Genomic DNA, 20,251 nt, shown 5'->3' with positions numbered 1-20,251 from the left:
AGGTGACTGACAGATGGATGCATCAAAAGTAATGAACGGAAGCTGGGGAGAGGTTTGGATGGATGGAGAGAAAATTTCCGAATGCACTGCTCTTCAGGCAAAAATTGATATTAAAAAAGAAGACGTTCCCATGTGCGGCAGAGCTACGCCGGGTAAAAAATTATCCGGATGGGAAGGTAAAGGCTCTATGAAGTTAAATAAGGTTAACTCACGTATGGCAATAAAGATCGGGACTCTTATAAGAACAGGTCAGGATATCAAGGTCACTATTGTTTCAAAGCTGGCAGACCCGGCTGCATACGGTGCCGAAAGAATAGTGCTGAGAAATGCTTCATTCGATGATTTGACCCTTGCGGATTGGGCCGCTCAGAAAAATGGGGAAGTTGACTGCCCTTTCACATTTGAAGATTTCTACTTTATGGACGTGGTAGCACCACAATAATAAGAGGGACGGATAATCCGTCCCTTTATTGAACTTTATATAAAACGGAGGGAAAGACAATGAAAAATGTAATGGATATTTTACTGACAATGGATGAAAGCAGGCTTGAGGCATCGACCAGGGATATTGAAATGAAAAGGCTCTCTGAAGAAACCGGAGAAAAGGTGGTATTCACCTGCTGCAGTCTGTCAATGGACAAATACGTTCAGATAAAGGAAAGTGCAACAAACGGGGATGAAATCGATACACTTGAACTGCAGATATTCACCATCATTGAAGGTGTAAAAAACCCCAACTTTAAAAGCGACGAGCTGATGGGCAGGTTTAAGGCTGCAACACCCAAAGAACTGGTTAAAAAGCTGCTGCGTCCGGGAGAAATAAACAGGATATTTGAAATCATATCTGAACTGTCCGGCTTCGGAGGAGATACGGTACAAGAAATAAAAAACTGATAAGGACGGATGGACGGACCAGCTTAATGTACTATTGCTGGAAAAAAGACAAAAGTATTCGTCCATCTGTCTTCTGGAACCAGTCCGAGGCTGATTGGATGGTAATAGATGCGTTTGCCAGGCAGGAAATAGAGGATGAAAAGAATTCTTATATAAACGTTCTTTAAAAGGAGGTGACATTGTGGCAGATGAAGTAAAGAGCATATTTGCGCTGAAAGACAATTTTACACAGGCGCTTAATAACATGATGAAACAGCAAAAAAATTTCCAGAGGGAGAGTCAGGAGCTATACAAACAATTGGGTATGCTTTACTCAAATAAATTGCAGTTGAAAATTGATACAAAGGCGGCAGGAAAGAATCTGACAAATACCCTAAGGGATGCGCAAAAGGAATTTGATAAAACAGGCAGACACTCTGATGCGATGAAGAAGAGAATTCATGATGCAGTTTCAAGAAAAATCAAGCTGCAATTTTCCACTGATGGTGCAAATAAGGAAATAAAAAACTTAGAGAGAAACATTAAAAAATTGGATGCTGATATGGATAAAGTCAACAAGAAGGAAATAGACCTTCAAGGTATGTCGGCAGAAAATAAAAAAACAGCTCTGGCAAGCGAAGGAAAATCATCGTCCGGAAGCGGAGAATCAATATTTGATCCCATAAAAGGGATTGCCGGCAACCTTCTGAATATCTTTAATTATGTGACAGGAGTCGTAAACAGTGCTGCAAATGCAGGTATATCGATGCTTAATATTGCTGGTGAGATGGAGCAGACGCAAACGGTATTTGAAATGATGCTCAAAAACAGCAAAAATGGGCAGAAAATGATGGAGGATTTAAAGGATTTCTCCATAAAATCACCGTTTGAATTTTCGGATCTGGCCAGGACAACTCAAGCTGCGCTTTTAAAGGGGTTTAAACAGAATGACATGATAAGCCTGCTGCAGGACGCCGGAGATGCGGCTGCAGGTACCGGCAAAGGTCAGGAAGGTGTTGACAATATAATCAATGCCCTGGGACAGATGCAGAGAAAAGGAAAGGTATCGGCCCAGGAAATGGATATGCTGGCCGACAACGGAATTGATGCATGGGAATATGTGGCTAAGGGGATAGAAAAGTCGGCTGACCAGGCAAAAAATCTTGCAGAAGAAGGGTTATTACCCGCTGATAAGGCCATCAGAGCAATCCGGAACGGTATGAGACAGGATTTCAGCGGTAATATGGAGAAGCAGTCAAGAACGTTTTTAGCCACGCTCGGAAATATAAAGAAGTTTGTAACCTTAAATATATTGGGATCCTTCGGGGAAGGGATAAGGCAGGGTATATTGCCAAGTCTTCAAAGGTTTACCGACAAGCTGACCAAAAACGGAACCGGAATGGATTTGTTTAGGCAGAATATCCAGAATGTTGGGAAATCCATAGGAGAATTTCTCGGAAACAATGCGGACCGGCTGGTAAACTTTTTTGAAAAGCTATTTGGCGATGAGCAGTTTCAAAAAGTGGATTTTGGAGAGAAAATCAAAATGATCCTGGACAAGATATATACCTCAATAAAAGCATGGTTTGATGGAGAGGGCGGAAGCAAGATATATGAGATCTTTTCAAACATGGCGGATAAGGCTGTGGAAATTCTGATAGAAGCATTGTTCAAAAACTATCCCAGATTTTCCGAAATTGGATTTAAAGTCGGCTGGACAATGTTCGGAGGGATGCTTAAAGGCATAGGCAGCAGACTATTTGGGTCTGCGGACGGGAAAGCCTCAAGCCTGGTAGAGGACATGGGAAAAGAGATCAATGAAGCCGAGCAAATGAAAAAATCCAGTTCGTTAGGCAATGGAAGCATCTATGAATCCTACATAAAAAGCTCAAAGGCTATGCCGTATGCATTTGGTGTCGGCAGGGTGCCATACAACAATTATCCGGCACTGCTGCATGAGGGGGAGAGGGTACTCACAAAGCAGGAAGCCAACAAAACGGCAGGGTTCTCCATAAACATAGCAAAGCTTGCCGACCATCTGGTAATAAGAGAAGAGGCCGACATAGAGAAAGTCACCGAAAGATTGGCTTTAAAGCTGTATAAATACAGCCTGAACACAGGAGGGGTATAGTTATGGAATTTTGGTTGTCATACAATAACAGGGAAGATATTTTACGGCTGCCCGTGCCGCCTCAGGAATTCCAGATAAGCCATGGAACAAATGTCAATGTGCTGGATATTAACAGCTATGGTGAAATTGCTGTAATAGGCAGGGGTAAATTGGCCGAGATTGAGATTTCCTCCTTCTTCCCGGCGCAGGAATATACGTTTTGTGCATATAATGGCTTTCCCGAACCCTATGACTGTGTGGAGCTTATTAAAAAATGGAAGGATACCCTGCGGCCCATAAGACTTACTATAACAGGAACAAACGTAAACCTTGCCTGTGCCGTAGAAAATTTCAGCTATGGAGAAAAAGATTGTACGGGAGATGTATATTTTACCCTAAGCTTAAAGGAATACAGATTTCCTGGTGCTCCCATTTCAAAAATCACACCTGAATCAAAGGCAGCTAAAAGACCGGCTGAAAAAACAATTCCAAAGAAATACACTGTTAAAAGCGGGGATTGTCTCTGGGCGATAGCAAAAAAGTTATATGGGGATGGGAGTAAATACTCCATATTGGTGAGTAAGAACAAAATACCTGACCCTGATTTGATATATCCGGGACAGACATTGGTGGTGTAAGCATGAAGATTTTCGTTAAGGATTCCAAAGCCAGGAGAGACATTACAGAGCTTGTTGCCCGCGTCACCTGGAGCGGCTCATATTCACAGGTGGCAAGAAAACTTGATATAACGGTTGCGTCATCCACGACCGATTATTATCTGCCGAAAGTTAATGTTGAACTTGGTAATATTATTGAACTTCGAATTGGGAATACTGTACTTTTCCAAGGGTATGTATTTGTAAAAACAAGGACAGGCAAAGGGGATGCACTTGAAATAACAGCTTATGACAGTGCAATATATCTTTTAAAAAACAAAGCTTCCTACAATTTTAAAAAAACCACGGCAGAACGTATAGCAGCCGGTATATGTGCTGATTTCGGCATACCGGCCGGAGAATTTGCGGGTACAGGAATAATTCAAAGCTTTATTCCCATTGGTGAAACCTGCTATGACATAATAATGAAGGCCTACAATAAAGCTTCCGAACAAAACGGTAAGAAGTATATGGTCATAATGGACGATAATAAGCTTTCGGTCATTCAAAAGGGCAGTCTGGCAATCGACTATGTACTTTATGACAGCAGAGATATAACAGACAGTACCTATAGCGAGAGTCTCGAGGACATGATAAATACCGTAAAAATAGTTGACGCAAATGGGAACGTATCCGGGACGGTAATTGAGGCCGAATGGGTAAAAGCCTTCGGACGTCTGGAGGATGTTTATCAGAAAGAAGAAGGCACAAATCCAGCTGTGGCTGCCAAGGCAATGCTTCACGGAGTTGCAAGGACCGGAACCGTAAACGCTGTTGGGAATGTTGACTGTATAACCGGGTATCTGGTTGGAATTAAGGATATTTATTCGGACACCATACAGGGTTTTGTTATAGATTCCGACACCCACACCTGGGAAAATGGAGCATATACCATGCAGCTTGAATTGAATTTTGATGAAGTTATGGATGAAAATACGTTTGTGAGCAAAAAGAAGAAAAAAAGTTCCGATATCTCCAAGCATTGGGACATGTGAGGGTAAGAAGATGGATGATCCTTTTAAATTAATAATTGATGTAATGAGGAAGGAGGGGAGTATATACAACCCTCCTTCAGTGATGCTGGGGAAAGTAATAAACCCGTCTCCTGATTTGTTGATCAGTGTCAATGGCTTGCAGCTTGATAAGGACGATTTTAAAGCTGCGGAATATCTGACAGGTTCTTTGAAAAACGGTGATGAGGTAGCGATACTCCCTACGGCTGATAAAAAAGTATTTCTTATAATATGCAAGGTGGTGAGTTTATGAGTATATTTCCGGCTATAGAAGAAGGGCTGCAGGCGGAGGAAGCCCGGGAAATAACGGATAATGCTGCTTTAAGGGAGTATGCCTGGGACTTTATGAGTAATGACTTTATATTTGAAGATGGCAGGCAGAAAGTAACAGAAGGCCTGGAGGCATTAAAAATATGGGCATACAAGGCTTTGGTAACAGAAAGGTATAAATACCTGGCATATAGCTGGGATTATGGACAGGAAATTGCAAATTTGATTGGCAGCAATATATCTTCGGAATTTGTTAAAAGTGAAGTGAAGAGGTACATTGAAGAGGCTTTTTCAGTCAACCCGCATATCAAGGGAATAAAGATTCTTTCAACAACTATTGAAGAGGATAAAATATCCGTTGATTTTACAATATTAAGTGATTTAGGGGAGGTGGGTATAAATGTATGAATCTCAAACCGAGGAAGTGATAAAGCAAAGGATGTTAGGCAGGATCAGCACTGATATTGACAAGTCGGAAGGGTCCTTTGCAAATGATGCGGTGGCACCTGTTTCTGTAGAACTGGCTCAAAGCTATATACAATTGGAAAGGTTGCTGGCACTGGCTTTTGCACAGACCTCATCAGGAACCTACCTGGACATGCGGGCCGGAGAATACGGAATAAGCCGTATTATGGGATCAAGAGCAGCCGGCAGTGTCAGGTTTACAGGGAATAACGGGGTAACGATACCTGTAGGAACTCAGATACAAACCAGCGGAGGTCTTATTTATACAACGGCAGAAAGTGGAGTTTTAACCGGAGGGATATTGGATTTACAGGTTACTGCCGAGGATATAGGAATAAAATACAATGTGCCGGCAGGAAGCTTGATTCAATTGCCTGTACAGGTAGTAGGAATAACAGGTGTAACGAATATTGAACCCATTACTGGCGGAAGCGATATAGAAAGTGATCAGAGCCTGCTGCAAAGATTGTTGATTAAAGTGAGGATGCCTTCGACATCCGGGAATGCCAACGATTATAAATTGTGGGCCTTAAGCGTGGGCGGAATAGGTGATGCAAAAGTATTTCCCGTTTGGGACGGCCCCGGAACAGTGAAAGTAATTGTTATAGATACAGAAAAGAGGCCGGCCAATGTGAATCTTGTGTCAAGTGTTTCCGCGGTGATTGAAAACAACAGGCCTATTGGTGCCAAAGTAGATGTAGATGCAGCTCAGCCGCTTGTCATAGATATCAATGTTACAGTAGTAAAAGATTTCTCCCATACTTTGGAGCAAATAAAAGAGGAAGTTGTTTCAAAGGTTAGTGACTATTTAAAATCAATTGCTTTCAGACAGAGTTATGTGAGCTATGCGCAAGTCGGTAATGCCATAATGCAGTGCGCCGGCATTGAGGACTATTCAAACCTGTCGGTAAATGATGGTTCTACCAACCTAAAAATAGGAGCAGAAGAGGTAGCGATTGTCGGGACGGTGACTGTAAATGAATAAAGCAGATACTTTAAAATCCTATATACCTGAATTTATCCTTAAAAGTAAGGTGTTTAATGCAATATACGATACACAAGGAATAGAACTTGATTCCTTGTGGGCATCGATTAGCGGTATCCTGGACCAGTGTTTTGTTGATAAAGCCACCTGGGGATTAAAGTTCTGGGAAGAATTTCTTGGCATACCTGTTGATGAAACAAAGGAGACAGACTTCAGGCGCGGAGTCGTCAAATCGAAAATACGGGGAGTTGGCACCGTAACTGTAAAACTGATGCAGGCTGTTGCTCAAAGCTATGATAACGGAGAAATAAGTATTATAGAAAATCCCTGTGAATACAGTTTTACAGTGAAATTCACCGGCATCAAGGGTATTCCTCCAAATTTGGACGACCTGAAAAAAGCAATTGAAGAAATAAAGCCGGCCCATTTGCAAGTTCAGTATACATTTAAATACAACATGTGGGATTATGTAAAAACACTGACATGGCAGCAAGTAAAAGAAAATACATGGGAAAACCTGAAAGTGAGGTAATGAAATGTCGACAAACACAACCAATTATAACCTTGTAAAACCCGGCCTCAATGAGACTGCCGATATTGAAGTAATCAATCAAAATATGGACATAATTGACAGCGGCCTGAAAAATGTAAGTGATAAGGCCGACGGAAAGATCAGCAAGTCCTTGGCGACAGCTGCAAATCAGTTCCTGCTGTCATCTGCGGTAGGACAGTTTGTTGTAAAAACTGTTGATGAAATTAAGTCCTTGCTTGGACTGAAGGGAGCAGCAGAGAAGGATTTTAACACTGCTGGAGGTGTCGCATCATATGATGCGGTTCAATCGCATTTATCTGATTATGTGAGGCAGCCCGGGTATGCAGTAGCAACAGGAAGTGCCAATACATATGCTGTGACATTAAGCCCCGCACCGACATCCTACATAGATGGAATGGGCATAGTAGTAAAAATCAATGTAGCCAATACAGGATCTGCGACAATCAATGTCAATGGTCTTGGAGCAAAGCCTATGGTTGATGGTAAGGGAAGTGCTCTTACGGAGGGTAAGCTCAGGTTGAACGGTACCTATTCGCTTAAATACAATACAACATCAGGAAATTTTATATTACAGGGTGAAGGAGGTGAGATACCTAAGTTACCTAATTTAGTTAAGAATGGAAGTTTTGAGAATGATTTTAATTGCTGGGGTTGGAACCTTGTAAGTATAAGTACTGGTAAAATTTATAGTGGTACAAAGTCAGTAATTTTTAATAATAATGGTTCACAATATTGTTATATGTTTCAGGATATTACCATGCCCGGCGGTCATAAAGTATATATGACTTGTATGGTGTATCTTACATCCTGCGCTGGTGTGAATGGGTTCTATATAACTCCATCTAATCCTGAAGGGACTGAAAGCTATGGAGCTGTTTATGTAAATCCGACATTATTGAATCAGTGGCAACGTATTAGTATGATTGCCAATCTTCCCGCCGGTAATACTAAAGTAAGGCTCAGGATATATTCTTATAACACTATAGCTAGTGGATATGTTGATTCCATAATGGCAATTGACCTTACCGATGCATATGGAGTAGGTAATGAGCCCACCAAAGAAGAAATGAACGTTAATGTGGGTACTTTCACGAATATGATTAGAAATGGTAATTGCGAAGAAGGTGTTGGGAGTTGGCTAAATAGTGACCCAGCAAGAACCACTTTTAGTGTAGAGAATGGTAGATTCAAAATATCTTCAACATCGACTACTAGATATGTTAGACAATACGTAAAAGTAAAGCCAAATACTGATTATTATATATCGGGAAATGTTTCAGGTGTTGGTGGCGTTTTATATGTATTTGATTCTAATATAGCTACTATATTAAAAACTGGTGTTGGTACATTTAATTCGGGAATTAATTCTGAGATAGCAATATTATTACATTCTGGGTCAGTAGACACCAATATAGCTTATTTTGATTCTATAATGATTATAGAAGGTACAACTGCGCCAGTAGCATATAGATCATACATGAAGTATGATTGGTGGGATAGTGATTTGCCTTTATTAATTAGTGATGCAGATGCTGTTTCAAGAGATATTTTATCAAATAAGATAGCATATGCGAGTGGTTGGAGATTGGCAGGAAGTATACCAAATAGAACACTTGAAGCAGTAGGAGGGCCTACATGGGTAGAAGAGGTGAAAGCTTATAATGATGGGACATTAACCCTTAGGCCCAAAGAGGGATATTATAAGTCAGAAGTTAATGGAAGCGGATATGGCTCTATCGCCGCAACAGATCCAAATTTTATAGCTGCAAATATAGTGAGTGGTAAAAGTATATTTGGTTTAGTAGGGTCGTTTTCAGGCAAGCGGTGGACTAAAGGTACAATAGTATATACTTCTCCTGAAGCTGTTCCGTTTACAGATTTAAATGGTTCAACAGGGACGTGGTTTTATCCTTTTACTATATCAGGTTTAACATTTAAACCCACAAAAATAGTATTAAAAACTATTGTCTCAGGACAGGCATATTACTCAACATATGAGGAGGGTTCTGATCAAATAGATTATCAAGTAGATTACCCCAAAGTAGTTAGAATAACTAAGTATTACAATGGTTTCAATAATAACGTTAATTATAGTATTAAGGGTGATGTAGCACCGGTTTCAATAACTTCAACAGGTTTTACATTGCCTGTTGCTACGGGAGCAACTCATACTTATGTTTGGGAAGCATATGAATAGGAGGATTTTATGCAACATTAGTAATTTACGATAATACAGGTTTTATAATAAGCCAGTCTCGGGGTAGCAATTTAAGGGAACCGGTAGGGGTTCCTTTTTTGATACTAAATGAGACTCCGGCAGGCAAATATTTAACAAGAATTGATGTTACAAAAACGCCCCATATAGCCGTATATGAGGATATGCCAAACCCAAACGCACCGCTGGAACAACAGGTATTGCAGCTAAAGGCACAATTGGAAACTGCTCGATCGGATAATTTGAGAAAGTCCTTAATCTTGATGAACGCTTTAGCAGAAGTATACGAAAAATTTATTGCTCTACAAATTGGAGGTACTCATTAATGGCAGAAGTTTACTATAACCTGGTTAAAAACGGATTAAGGACTTTTGATACAGTGCCGGAGCACCTTAAAAAAGATGTCCAGGAAATGCTTGATCGTGATGCAACAACAATACCTAAGTAACAGGAGGTACTTTTATGATAACAAGGCTAAAAATAGCCTGGGCCATTCTATTGAAAGGAGGGAGCTTTATGGTAGACGTATACATAGCACTAATAGTCAATACCGACATTACGGACCGTACTATTGACACAGTACCAGCGGTATTAAGACCGGCTGTTTTAGCAGGACTTAACGCAATAGGCCTGGACGGTTACGGCAAGCCTTTGGTGCAAGGATAAAAGAGGACTGTAAAAGGTTCTCTTTTATTATATAACCTTCTAATTATACTATTAGTCTACATAAAATATCAGACTTATCTTGATATGGATTAGGTTATAAATGCTATTACAAATGAAAGAGAGGGCCCTAATTTAAATGAAGTTTCGGCCACTCCAACAGCCCCACAACAAACTAATCAATTAAAATTGGTTCTTGAGGTAAATCAAGAAAAACAACTAAGCGTAAGTGATGAATTAAGTGATAATGCTAATATGAATTTGATATCTTCTGCTCCTTCAATAGCCACAATTGATGCAAATGACAAGGTTAAAGCATTAAAACCAGGGAACACGATAATTACCTGTACAAGTAAGGATATTCATATACCGAATCAATCAATGTCCTGGTAGTAGATTTAGAATATCAGCTTGCAGCTGATTTAAGCATAGACATATGTAGTTGCAAGTGATAAAGACGGCAATGAAATAGGACGGATTTACGTAAGGGTAAGGCTGTAAGAATTATAGTCCTAACTAAATAAATTATTTTTTAAACCAAAGGACTACTCAGAAATGGCTAGTCCTTTTATATTACAAAAAACATGAAAGGGTGAGACAAATGAAACAAGAAGGCAAATTCATTTTAATGAACCGGGATGAATTCAGGATTTACATTGAAGGGCTAAAGGGAACCAAGGCCTTTAAAACAATTCAACAGCATCACACAGCCAGCCCGGCATATAAAGACGTTAAAAACAACCATTTTCAGCTAATGAAGGGCATGGAAAACTATCATGTCAACATGCTCAAAATGAGTGAAGTAGCCCAACACTTCAGTACATTCCCCGATGGAAGCATATGTGTAGGCAGGCCGCTTACAAAAGATGGCGGAGGCTTCCTGAGTCCTCTTAACAAGGATTCAATAACTATTGAGAACGTCGGGAACTTTGATTCAAACATTATGACTGAGGAGCAAAAGCAAAGTATAATATTGCTCAATGCACTTCTCTGTAAAAAGTTTAATATAGTTCCTTCCATTTCAACACTTATATATCATTGCTGGGTACAAAACACGTCGTGTCCGGGATTGAAATGGTTCGGAGGTAATAGCAGGACAGCTGCAGAGAAAAATTTTATACCCCTGATAAAAGCGGCAATGGAAGAACCTCTGACATTTGAGCAGGCATTGGAAGTTGTTTCAAAGAAGATAAATACGGTATACCAATACTGGCTGAAAAGAAAGGACATAGATCCGGCATTTTCCGCACTGATTATAAAAGTTGCAAAAGCGTTTGGGGGTGAATGATATGGAAAAGATTAATTCTTATAAGGCTTCTATTATTGCGCTATTAACAAGTGTTTCAGCACTGTTGGGTTGGTTCGGCTGGTTGGTTATAACTTTTGTTGTGTGCATGTCTGTGGACTGGATAACAGGATCTATGGCAGCCTGGAAAAGAGGAGAGTGGGAAAGCAAGATTGCACGTGAGGGCATATGGCATAAAACAGGCAGTATCATAGCTGTTTTAGTAACGTTAATACTTGATGCCGTAATTGGCAATATGATAAATAATATACCAAGTGTCTCACTGCCGTTCACCTACACGGTTCTTTTAAGTCCAATAGTTATAGTATGGTACATACTTACCGAACTTGGAAGTATAATTGAAAATGCCGGCAGGATGGGAGCTCCTGTACCGGTTTTTTTACAAAGAGCTATTGCACTTTTAAAAGAGAGTGTCGATGCAGCAGGAGAGAAAACCACAGAAAATAAATAATGGCAAACCTATAGGAAGCAGGCCTAACACAACTTTTTTCCGATAAAGCACCAAAGGCAGTCACCTTGAAAGGGTAAAAGAAAAATTAATTTTTGATACCAAATAATAACTTAAGATATCAAATAACTGGTATCCAAACATCTTATTCAAGATTGGTATGTTGAATGAATAAAAATGCATTAAATATTAAATTTTATTTAAACTATATATGATTTTTAATTCAAATTTGCAAGTTATTAATCAATTCGGAGGTTTTAACATTGAAAGAGGATAAAACACTTATATTAGGAATGATCGGGGTATTTTCCACAATTATATCTGAAATGATAACATGGATAGGAAAACTGACCGGATTGGCAAATCACAGCGATTACGAACTAACCAGCCTTATTGTAACATTAAATAGACCAACAGTGCCTTTAGGGTTTGTTATAGAAGGTTCAATTGGTGTGATAATATCAGCTGTACTTTTTAAATTGGTTAAAGAAACCGGAGGAAAGTACATTTTGTTGAAATCTGTAATAACCGGTATTGTAGCTTGGATTATCATTGAGATATTAATTACTCTGATAGTAGAAGGGAAAACAATACCCTTAAGGGAGTTGAAGGCTTACTATACTCACTTGATAGGGGCTATTGGATTTGGTATAACACAAGGATTGCTATTTAAAAGGTATATATTAAATAAGGTCCATGTAAAAGAACGGATAGATTGATTATAGGTCTCTAGTATCAATTTATAAAAATTATATAGAAAAATGTTGTAATTTTATGGTGGCGATGTTAGATTGTAGGTATAAATATTAAGGGGGTCAAACTATATGATATGTCCAAATTGCAATATTGATAATCCTGAAGGAGCTGTAAGGTGTAATTGCGGATATGATTTCGGAACATCAACAGTAGTGGATTCTTATTCTGCAGTGACAGCCGAAAAACCTTCAACGCCATTACTGGTAATAGGCTGGATATGTTCTATCCTGGGGGGATGGTTAGGTATAGTCATTGCATGCATTATTACTTTCAGCAAAAATAAACAAGATAAATCGCAATACAAGTATGATGAATCGTCAAGGAAGCAGGGAAAAATAATGCTGGGCATTGCTATAGCCATGACAGTAATATCTATTATACGTATACTTTAATAAAAATTTTTAAATCTTAAGAAAATAAATAATATGAACATAGTAACAGTGCTCCTCTGGGATTGAAAACCAGGGGAGTTTATTTTATAATCATTGCAAAAATTATGTAACCCAAAAAAGTGGTATCCAAAGATTTTTAAAATAAAAATACCGCTTACTGTATTTCTACAGCCAAGCGGCTTTGTCTGGTACGCCCGACACGATTCGAACGTGCGACCTGCGGTTTAGGAAACCGACGCTCTATCCTACTGAGCTACGGGCGCGTATAATAAACTTTCCGACGTTTTAACATTATATCACGAATGGTGAAAAAGTCAACGGGTTAAGGGATAATTCCTATTTACCTGCAAGTTTATCTGCAAGATAAGAGCAAAATTAACCGGTACAATACTTTAATTTATACCTATCTGCCGGTGTACATACTTATCAGATAATAGCCTAAAACCGTTAAAGCAACAATACCTGCAGTCAGAAAGGCTACTTTCCACGGGGACAACGGAGACTTTCCGTCAACCCTGCCGGTTTGGCCATTGATCATATAGCCATAGTTCTTATCTTTGTATTTAAAGGAGGAGAACCACAGCGGCAGCAGGATATGTTTGTATTTCTTATTGTCATAGGCTGTTTTAAACCGTATATCTCTTACTTCATCAGCATTGATCTGCGCCTCTATACCTCGCGCAATAAAGCCGGAGAGCCGTTCCTTCGCCGTTTCCCAACCGGTTTTAAGATCTACGGAATAACGCTCAGCTTTAAACCCGGAAAGGTATTCGGGCTTGTACGGGGTCAGTTCCTCCATATTATAGGGCAGGATTCGGGCGTACATGGCATCATCAATATGGACTGAGGAGTCCACTACATAATTTCTGAAGTCCTCCACATACTGGCCCGATACGGGATACCAACGGGTACGCATTTCCTGGTGTGCCACCTGCTCTGTCTTGCCGTCCCGGACCTCTGTCCTGTACACGGTGACCCAGTAATGTTCTCCGGCCATAGCCGTATAAAAGGAGCTTGTATCGGCATCAAAGGACCAGCAGGGAACATACATGCCGGTAAGCTGGACATTCTGGCTGTTGACACCCTTCCTGAGTTTTGACGGCGCCAGCCATTTTCCCTTCAGCCACTTTCTGTATAGACCGACGGCAGCTTCATATTTAATTTTAAAGGGAATGATACCTTCGGGCATTATGCCTGTGGTAATCACCTCTTCCTGGATGTTGCTGTTGCCGCAGAAAGGGCACCTGTCAGCCACGATGAAGGCATCAAACACCGTTTCGGCACCACAGTTTCTGCACTTCACGGCATGGCTTTTTTCACCCCACACCTGCGGCTCCAGTTCAAGGTCATTGTCAAACCCGTAAGCAGTGGGGTGCTGACGGGTATCCTCCATGCTGATTACATGTTTGCAGTATTCACATTTCAGGTTCTGGGACTCTGGGTCAAAAACCATTACCCCTCCGCAGGAGGGGCATTTAAAAGAGGTGGCCGATGTTTGGGGCACACCCTCCTCATTTATTCGTGAGCCGGACTTGCCGGTATTTAGTTCGCTCATATATGTGACCTCGTATTTGTAAGGGCCTGGATTCAGTTATTCCTGAAGTCAATTATGTTTGGAAGCTTTCGGCTTTCAAACATAATTGACTTTGGTAACGGATATCATGGATCCGGAGTATCTGTATATCTATTGCTGTTTCTGACCGCATTCAGGACAGAACTTGCTGCCGCCCGGCAGCTCATTTCCGCAGCCTGCGCATTTAATAAAAGCGGGTGGTACCTTGGTTCCGCACTCCAGGCAGAATTTTGCCTGTGCCGTAAGCTGAGCACCGCAGGCAGAGCATTTTACGGTGCCGGGCTCCTGGGTGTGTGCGGCAGCTTTTGGTTCAGCAGGCTTTTGCTGTCCTGCCGAAAAGGCTTCTGCAAACATATTGCCCAGACCCATTCCTGCTCCAAGCCCCACACCTGCACCGGCAGCTCCGCCGGAATTTTGGGCGGCATCCCTTATGGATTCAGCTGCCTGATATTTAGTATATTGATTCAGGCTGTCGCCTATGATCCCCATTGAAGTACGCTTATCAAGCACTTTTTCCACTTCTTCGGGAAGTGAAATGTTTTCAATAACAAGTGACGACAGAGTCAGGCCCAGTTCTGTAAAGCCACTATCCAGCTTATTCCTGGACATTGCAGCTATTTCATCATATTTTGAAGCCAGATCCAGGGCCGGAACAGCCGCCTCGGCCAGCAGATCGGAGATACCTGAAACAATCTTGCTTTTAAGCTGTCCGGTGATCCCTTCGACGGTAAATAAACTTGCAGTTCCAAAAACTTCTCTGAGGAAGACCGATGGGTCAACCACCTTGAAGGAATAAGTGCCGAACATTCTCATACGCAGCATTCCGAATTCAGCATCTCTCATCATTACAGGGTTTGTAGTTCCCCATTTGCAATTTGTAAACTGCCTGGTATTAACAAAATATACCTCTGATTTAAAAGGAGAATTGAAACCGTACTTCCAGGACTTAAGCTTGGTAAGCAGGGGCAGATTCCGGGTATCAAGAGTATAGCTTCCAGGAGTAAAAACATCTGTAAGCTGGCCTTCGTCAACAAAAACTGCCATTTGCGACTCTCTGACGGTGAGCTGAGCCCCCATTTTAATTTCCTTATTTTCAACAGGGAACCGATATACCATAACATTTGAGCTGTTATCGGTCCATTCTATTACTTCTATAAATTGAGACTTGATGAAATCAAATAAACCCATAGTAACCTCCGGATATTTAATTAATTCAAATTGTTGTTGGTGTCCAAAGTTAAAAGAACATTTACTCTTATACTTTAACATAAATTCTTTAATTTGTGATATTTAACAGATAAATTAACGCTTTTGTCGCATTTTAATTTATGGCTGTTCCGATAATAAATGGCAATTGTAATAAAGGGAACCTGATTGGAAAGACTTATTTGAAAGTTATAGGGTGTTGAAAGCAGAATTAGCCGGTATAACGAGTTATTTTTAAGGAAATCCGTGGAAAATAATCCACCGTTGTTCTATAATAATTAAATATAAATGATTTCTCAAACACGTATATGCAAGTTTTTTTAGAAAAAATGAGAAACTAGTATTTGAGTTTATTTGAAAGGGATTTAAATTTTTGCGTGTGTAAAACACAGTAAATTAATAAGACGGAGGTAGTAAATATGGCTTCAAACAAAGCATTACCAAAGAGGCAGGATATCGACTCCAAATTCAAATGGAAGCTGGAGGATATTTATAGCGATAACTCCTTATGGGAGCAGGACTTCAAAAAGGTAAAGGAACTGGCGGAGCAGATAAAGGGCCTGCAGGGCAAGCTGGCAGAGAGTGCACAAAGACTGCTGGAATGCTTCAAAAAAAGTGATGAACTGTTATCTTTGAATGATAAGGTTTTTGTCTATGCCAGAATGAAGAGGGATGAAAATAACGGGGATGCCACCTATCAGGCTCTGACCGACAGAGCATCCTCCCTTGCAACGGAAGTTTTTGCGGCTATTTCCTATATAGTGCCCGAAATGCTCAGTATTCCCGAGGAGACACTGCTTTCATATGTAAACTCTGATAAGGAACTGTCTGTCTATATGTTTTCGATTAAAGAGAATTTAAGGCAGAAGGAGCACATCTTATCCGAAAAGGAAGAACAGATACTGGCCATGTCGGCTGAAATATCTGATATTGGCGGAGATGTGTTTACAATGTTCAATAACGCCGACATCAAATTCCCCTACATAAAGGATGAAGAGGGGGAAGAGATCGAGGTAACCAAGGGAAGATACAACGCATTTCTGGAGAGCAAGGACAGAAGGGTGAGAAAAGATGCCTTTGAAGCTGTTTACAGTTCATATAAAAAGATGAAAAACACATTGGCGGCCTCTCTTACAGGCAATGTCAAGAAAAACAGGTTCTATTCGCTTGTACGCAAATATCCCTCTGCGTTGGAGGCCTCGCTGGACAATGACAATATTCCGGTGGATGTTTATACAACGCTCATAGATACAGTCAATAAAAACCTGCCCTTGCTGGACAGATACCTGAAGCTGCGTAAAAAAGTCCTGAAGCTGGAAGAGCTTCACATGTATGATCTATATGTTCCCATGGTTGAGGAATTTGACAAGAAGATACCCTATGAAGAGGCCAGGACAATAGTAGCCGAGGCATTGAAGCCCTTGGGTGAGGAATATATAGGATATCTGCAAAAGGGAATGAACTCGGCATGGATAGATGTGTATGAAAATGAAGGCAAGACCAGCGGTGCATATGCGTGGGGTGCTTACAAGACACATCCCTATGTTCTGCTCAACTACCAGAATAAAATAAACGATGTATTCACGCTGGCACATGAGATGGGCCATGCGCTTCACTCCTACTATACCAATATGACCCAGCCCTATGTGTATTCGGAGTACAAAATATTTGTTGCTGAAGTGGCTTCAACGGTAAATGAATCACTTCTTATGAGATACCTGCTGCCCAGAGCTTCAAGCAAACAGGAGAAGGCGTATTTATTGAACCACTACCTGGAGGAATTCAGAGGAACTGTATTCAGACAGGTGATGTTTGCCGAGTTTGAGAAAATCATACATGAAAAGGTTGAACAGGGAGAGGCTCTGAATGCCCAGGAGCTCAGCGACATTTATTACGGCCTCAACAAAAAATACTTCGGTGAAGCTGTAACCGTTGACGAGGACATAGCAATGGAATGGTCCAGGATACCTCATTTCTACAGCAGCTTCTATGTATATAAATATGCTACGGGTTTCTCCTCGGCAACAGCCATAGCAGAAAAGATCCTTACCGAAGGAAAGCCGGCAGTTGATAAATACCTGGAATTCCTGAAGAGCGGCGGATCAAATTATCCTCTGGAGCTGTTAAAAATTGCCGGTGTGGATCTTTCAACTCCACAGCCTATCCAGGATGCCCTGAATGTGTTTGAAAAGACACTGGATGAGCTGGAAGAGCTCTTAAAATAATTGATATTTATAGATTTATTAAATTTATATTCAGTGTATTTAGTGAACAAATTTATTATTAATTTGGAGGAAATAACATGAAGGATCCGCGTATAGAAAAACTTGCAGAGAATCTTATAAATTACTCCTGCGGATTAAAACCCGGAGAAAAGATTCTCATTGAAAATATAGGTAATGAGGTACCTCTGTCAAGAGCTCTGATTCGTGAGGCTTACAAGGTTGGAGGGATACCATACCTCACGGTCAAAAACCCGGAGCTGGAGAGAGTGCTTTTGGAACAGTGCACCGAGGAACAGATGGAGGATATGGCCCGATACGAGCTGGCACGCATGAAGGACATGGATGCATATATCGGAATCAGATCGGGTGATAACGTCAGTGAGAAGGGGACTGTTCCATCTGAGAAGATGAAGATTTACATGTCACTCTTTAATAAGCCGGTCCATTCGGAACAGAGGGTAAACCACACCAGATGGGTTGTTATGAGATATCCCAGCCATTCAATGGCACAGCTGGCCAATATGCCCACGGAATACTTCGAGGATTTCTATTTCGATGTCTGCAACCTGGACTACAGGAAGATGTCTGCCGCAATGGACCCATTGGTAAAAATGATGGAAGCCACAGACCGGGTGAGAATCACAGGCAAGGGTAGCGATTTGACCTTCTCAATCAAAGGTATCCCCGCAATCAAATGCGACGGAAAGCTGAATATTCCTGACGGGGAGGTTTACACGGCGCCGGTGAGGGATTCGGTCAATGGAGTTATAACCTACAACTGCCCAGCCGTTTACCAGGGAGTAACCTTTGAGAATATATGCTTTGAGTTTAAGAACGGCAAAATAATCAAAGCAACAGCCAATAATACCGAACGTGTAAATGAGATACTTGATACCGACGAATCGGCCAGATATATCGGAGAGTTTGCAATAGGGGTGAATCCGTTCATTGAAACGCCAATGAAGGACACTCTCTTTGATGAAAAGATAAGGGGCAGTATCCACTTTACCCCCGGGAGCTGCTATGAAGATGCTCCAAACGGAAACAAATCCTCTATCCATTGGGATCTGGTATTTATTCAGAGACCGGAATACGGCGGAGGAGAGATCTGGTTTGACGACAAGCTCATCAGAAAGGACGGACTCTTTGTACCCGGGGAATTGCAGGGACTGAACCCGGAGAATTTGAAGTAAACAATCGCTGAGCTGAAAGGTTTTGATCAAATGGAAATAGCAATAGTTTGTCTCAAAGGCACGACACAATAAGGAAATATGTGTACAGCACACAGCATAGTCAGTTTTGGCTATGCCGTTTTGCTGTTTTTATCTAATTTTGAACTCTCATAAACAGTTGATCAATGATAGATTTTATAAATACATTAAATTCTATTGACAAAGCAAAAATATTCTAATATGATATGTGTATCGATAAACATTGGACTGGAGGTCACTATGTCTAGCTTATATGATGTTGCAGAATTGGCCGGTGTTTCCAAGACATTAGTATCACGTGTGATTAATGGTCAAAAAGGTGTCAGTGACAAATCCAAAGAAAAAATACTGTCTGCAATGAAAGAATTAAACTACACACCTAATGCAATTGCGCGTTCTCTGGTGTTACAGAAAACGCATATCATTGGAGTTGTTCTTGATAATTTGTGCGAGCCTTATTTCTTTGATTTAATTAAGGGAATAGAGCATTCGATTACAAAATCAGATTATGATGTTATATTCTGCAGCGGCAGGAATAGTATGGAACTGAAAAGTAAGTACATAAAATTCTTATCTCAAGGACGGGCGGATGGAGTCATAATTTACGGCAGCAGTCTGAGTGATGAAAAATTGATTAAAGAGCTTTCTGTATCTAATTTTCCATTTATAGTGGTGGAAAATGAAGTGGAAGGTGTTAATATAAACAACGTTGTAGTAGACAATGCTTTTGGTTCCAAGCTGGCTATTGAGCATTTGGTTGAAATTGGTTGCCGAAATATATACCATGTTACAGGAGATATGACCATAAAAGCTTCTGTAGACAGGCGGGATGGTTACATAAAAGCCATGCAGAACAAGGGGTTTACTGTAAATAGTAATATGATATTGATGGCAGATTTTTCTGTAGAATCAGGATATGAGGCTGTAAAAGCGTTTATAGAAAAAAACGGAAGAGGCCAGCTGCCGGATGCATTTTATTTTGGTGCTGATACCACTGCTTTTGGTGGTATGATGGCCCTTGAGGATTACTCAATCAGAATTCCTGAAGACATTAAAATTGTTGGCTTTGACAATGATAAGCCTCATGATATTGATAGAAAATTAAAGAAATTAACTACTCTAAGCCAGCCGCTGTATAAAATGGGCGAATCAGCGGTAACCATGCTGATTTCAGATATTAATCATATAACACCGGAAAAACAAAAACTGTTGTATTACCCAGAACTGATTATCCGAGAGACTACAAAAGAATAAAGAGAGATATATTAAAGGGTCAAATCAGCATTTAATCTTTTTCATAATGAGATTCCTATTGGTTTTAACTGATAGGA

24 protein-coding genes and 1 tRNA gene are annotated in these 20,251 nt (G+C 40.6%); 22 read left to right on the top strand and 3 right to left on the bottom strand.

Going from position 1 to position 20,251, the window contains the following annotated elements; genetic code table 11:
- Positions 1–13 precede the first annotated feature (13 nt).
- From T344_RS0110580 to T344_RS0110500, 19 genes are all read left to right on the top strand, one after another.
- Entirely contained in the window at positions 14–442 is a 429-nt protein-coding gene (locus T344_RS0110580) for a phage tail tube protein (protein ID WP_034861090.1), read from the top strand.
- 59 nt (positions 443–501) lie between these two features.
- Positions 502–894, top strand: a complete 393-nt coding sequence (locus tag T344_RS0110575) for a phage tail assembly chaperone (RefSeq protein WP_027628681.1) — start codon at positions 502–504, stop codon at positions 892–894.
- A gap of 26 nt (positions 895–920) precedes the next feature.
- Complete coding sequence (locus tag T344_RS30995) at positions 921–1,061, top strand: hypothetical protein (RefSeq protein ID WP_154669440.1); 141 nt, start codon at positions 921–923, stop codon at positions 1,059–1,061.
- A gap of 14 nt (positions 1,062–1,075) precedes the next feature.
- Positions 1,076–3,004 (top strand): tape measure protein, encoded by a 1,929-nt coding sequence (locus T344_RS0110570; protein ID WP_027628680.1) that lies wholly within the window; start codon positions 1,076–1,078, stop codon positions 3,002–3,004.
- A 2-nt stretch (positions 3,005–3,006) separates the two neighbouring features.
- The gene (locus T344_RS0110565) at positions 3,007–3,621 is read left to right on the top strand and encodes a LysM peptidoglycan-binding domain-containing protein (protein WP_027628679.1); all 615 of its coding nucleotides are present in this window, start codon (positions 3,007–3,009) and stop codon (positions 3,619–3,621) included.
- 2 nt (positions 3,622–3,623) lie between these two features.
- Entirely contained in the window at positions 3,624–4,634 is a 1,011-nt protein-coding gene (locus T344_RS0110560) for an XkdQ/YqbQ family protein (RefSeq protein ID WP_027628678.1), read from the top strand.
- Positions 4,635–4,644: 10 nt separating this feature from the next.
- Positions 4,645–4,905, top strand: coding sequence for a DUF2577 family protein (locus T344_RS0110555; RefSeq protein WP_027628677.1), 261 nt, complete (start codon positions 4,645–4,647; stop codon positions 4,903–4,905).
- A complete protein-coding gene (locus T344_RS0110550; RefSeq protein ID WP_027628676.1) occupies positions 4,902–5,330 on the top strand; it encodes a DUF2634 domain-containing protein in 429 nt (142 codons plus the stop codon). Before T344_RS0110555 ends, T344_RS0110550 begins: the two co-directional genes overlap by 4 nt.
- The gene (locus tag T344_RS0110545; protein ID WP_027628675.1) at positions 5,323–6,372 is read left to right on the top strand and encodes a baseplate J/gp47 family protein; all 1,050 of its coding nucleotides are present in this window, start codon (positions 5,323–5,325) and stop codon (positions 6,370–6,372) included. The genes T344_RS0110550 and T344_RS0110545 overlap by 8 nt, the downstream gene beginning before the upstream one ends.
- Positions 6,365–6,904, top strand: a complete 540-nt coding sequence (locus T344_RS0110540; RefSeq protein ID WP_027628674.1) for a YmfQ family protein — start codon at positions 6,365–6,367, stop codon at positions 6,902–6,904. Before T344_RS0110545 ends, T344_RS0110540 begins: the two co-directional genes overlap by 8 nt.
- A gap of 4 nt (positions 6,905–6,908) precedes the next feature.
- Positions 6,909–9,122 carry a hypothetical protein gene (locus T344_RS0110535; protein WP_027628673.1) on the top strand — a complete coding sequence of 738 codons (2,214 nt, stop codon included), beginning with the start codon at positions 6,909–6,911 and terminating at the stop codon, positions 9,120–9,122.
- A gap of 98 nt (positions 9,123–9,220) precedes the next feature.
- On the top strand, positions 9,221–9,466 hold the full coding sequence (locus tag T344_RS0110530) for a hypothetical protein (RefSeq protein WP_027628672.1): 246 nt from the start codon (positions 9,221–9,223) through the stop codon (positions 9,464–9,466).
- Positions 9,466–9,588, top strand: coding sequence for a CD1375 family protein (locus T344_RS31725; protein ID WP_278246150.1), 123 nt, complete (start codon positions 9,466–9,468; stop codon positions 9,586–9,588). The genes T344_RS0110530 and T344_RS31725 overlap by 1 nt, the downstream gene beginning before the upstream one ends.
- 14 nt (positions 9,589–9,602) lie before the next feature.
- Positions 9,603–9,806 (top strand): hypothetical protein, encoded by a 204-nt coding sequence (locus T344_RS0110520; protein ID WP_027628671.1) that lies wholly within the window; start codon positions 9,603–9,605, stop codon positions 9,804–9,806.
- 186 nt (positions 9,807–9,992) lie between these two features.
- A complete protein-coding gene (locus tag T344_RS31930; protein WP_162178034.1) occupies positions 9,993–10,196 on the top strand; it encodes an Ig-like domain-containing protein in 204 nt (67 codons plus the stop codon).
- 208 nt (positions 10,197–10,404) lie between these two features.
- The gene (locus T344_RS0110515; RefSeq protein WP_027628670.1) at positions 10,405–11,091 is read left to right on the top strand and encodes a peptidoglycan recognition protein family protein; all 687 of its coding nucleotides are present in this window, start codon (positions 10,405–10,407) and stop codon (positions 11,089–11,091) included.
- Between the two features lies 1 nt (position 11,092).
- Positions 11,093–11,560, top strand: coding sequence for a phage holin family protein (locus T344_RS0110510; protein ID WP_027628669.1), 468 nt, complete (start codon positions 11,093–11,095; stop codon positions 11,558–11,560).
- Positions 11,561–11,820: 260 nt separating this feature from the next.
- On the top strand, positions 11,821–12,276 hold the full coding sequence (locus T344_RS0110505) for a hypothetical protein (protein WP_027628668.1): 456 nt from the start codon (positions 11,821–11,823) through the stop codon (positions 12,274–12,276).
- A 105-nt stretch (positions 12,277–12,381) separates the two neighbouring features.
- Complete coding sequence (locus tag T344_RS0110500; protein ID WP_027628667.1) at positions 12,382–12,705, top strand: hypothetical protein; 324 nt, start codon at positions 12,382–12,384, stop codon at positions 12,703–12,705.
- A 186-nt stretch (positions 12,706–12,891) separates the two neighbouring features.
- On the opposite strand, the gene T344_RS0110495 is transcribed toward T344_RS0110500, so the two are convergent.
- The 3 genes from T344_RS0110495 to T344_RS28000 all read right to left on the bottom strand — a co-directional run bounded on the left by T344_RS0110495 (position 12,892) and on the right by T344_RS28000 (position 15,466).
- Positions 12,892–12,968 (bottom strand) — tRNA-Arg (locus T344_RS0110495).
- Positions 12,969–13,108: 140 nt separating this feature from the next.
- Positions 13,109–14,260 (bottom strand): TFIIB-type zinc ribbon-containing protein, encoded by a 1,152-nt coding sequence (locus T344_RS0110490; RefSeq protein WP_051571752.1) that lies wholly within the window; start codon positions 14,258–14,260, stop codon positions 13,109–13,111.
- A 129-nt stretch (positions 14,261–14,389) separates the two neighbouring features.
- On the bottom strand, positions 14,390–15,466 hold the full coding sequence (locus T344_RS28000) for an SPFH domain-containing protein (RefSeq protein ID WP_034861084.1): 1,077 nt from the start codon (positions 15,464–15,466) through the stop codon (positions 14,390–14,392).
- A gap of 437 nt (positions 15,467–15,903) precedes the next feature.
- Here T344_RS28000 and pepF point away from each other — a divergent pair, with 437 nt between their 5' ends.
- From pepF to T344_RS0110470, 3 genes are all read left to right on the top strand, one after another.
- Positions 15,904–17,709: an oligoendopeptidase F gene (gene pepF / locus T344_RS0110480; protein ID WP_027628665.1), complete on the top strand. Its 1,806-nt coding sequence runs from the start codon at positions 15,904–15,906 to the stop codon at positions 17,707–17,709.
- Between the two features lie 77 nt (positions 17,710–17,786).
- The gene (locus tag T344_RS0110475; protein ID WP_027628664.1) at positions 17,787–18,902 is read left to right on the top strand and encodes an aminopeptidase; all 1,116 of its coding nucleotides are present in this window, start codon (positions 17,787–17,789) and stop codon (positions 18,900–18,902) included.
- 258 nt (positions 18,903–19,160) lie between these two features.
- Entirely contained in the window at positions 19,161–20,174 is a 1,014-nt protein-coding gene (locus T344_RS0110470) for a LacI family DNA-binding transcriptional regulator (RefSeq protein ID WP_027628663.1), read from the top strand.
- Positions 20,175–20,251: the final 77 nt, after the last annotated feature.

This window comes from Ruminiclostridium cellobioparum DSM 1351 = ATCC 15832 (assembly GCF_000621505.1).
GTDB lineage: Bacteria > Bacillota > Clostridia > Acetivibrionales > DSM-1351 > Ruminiclostridium > Ruminiclostridium cellobioparum.
This window is presented reverse-complemented; position numbering and strand designations above follow the sequence as displayed.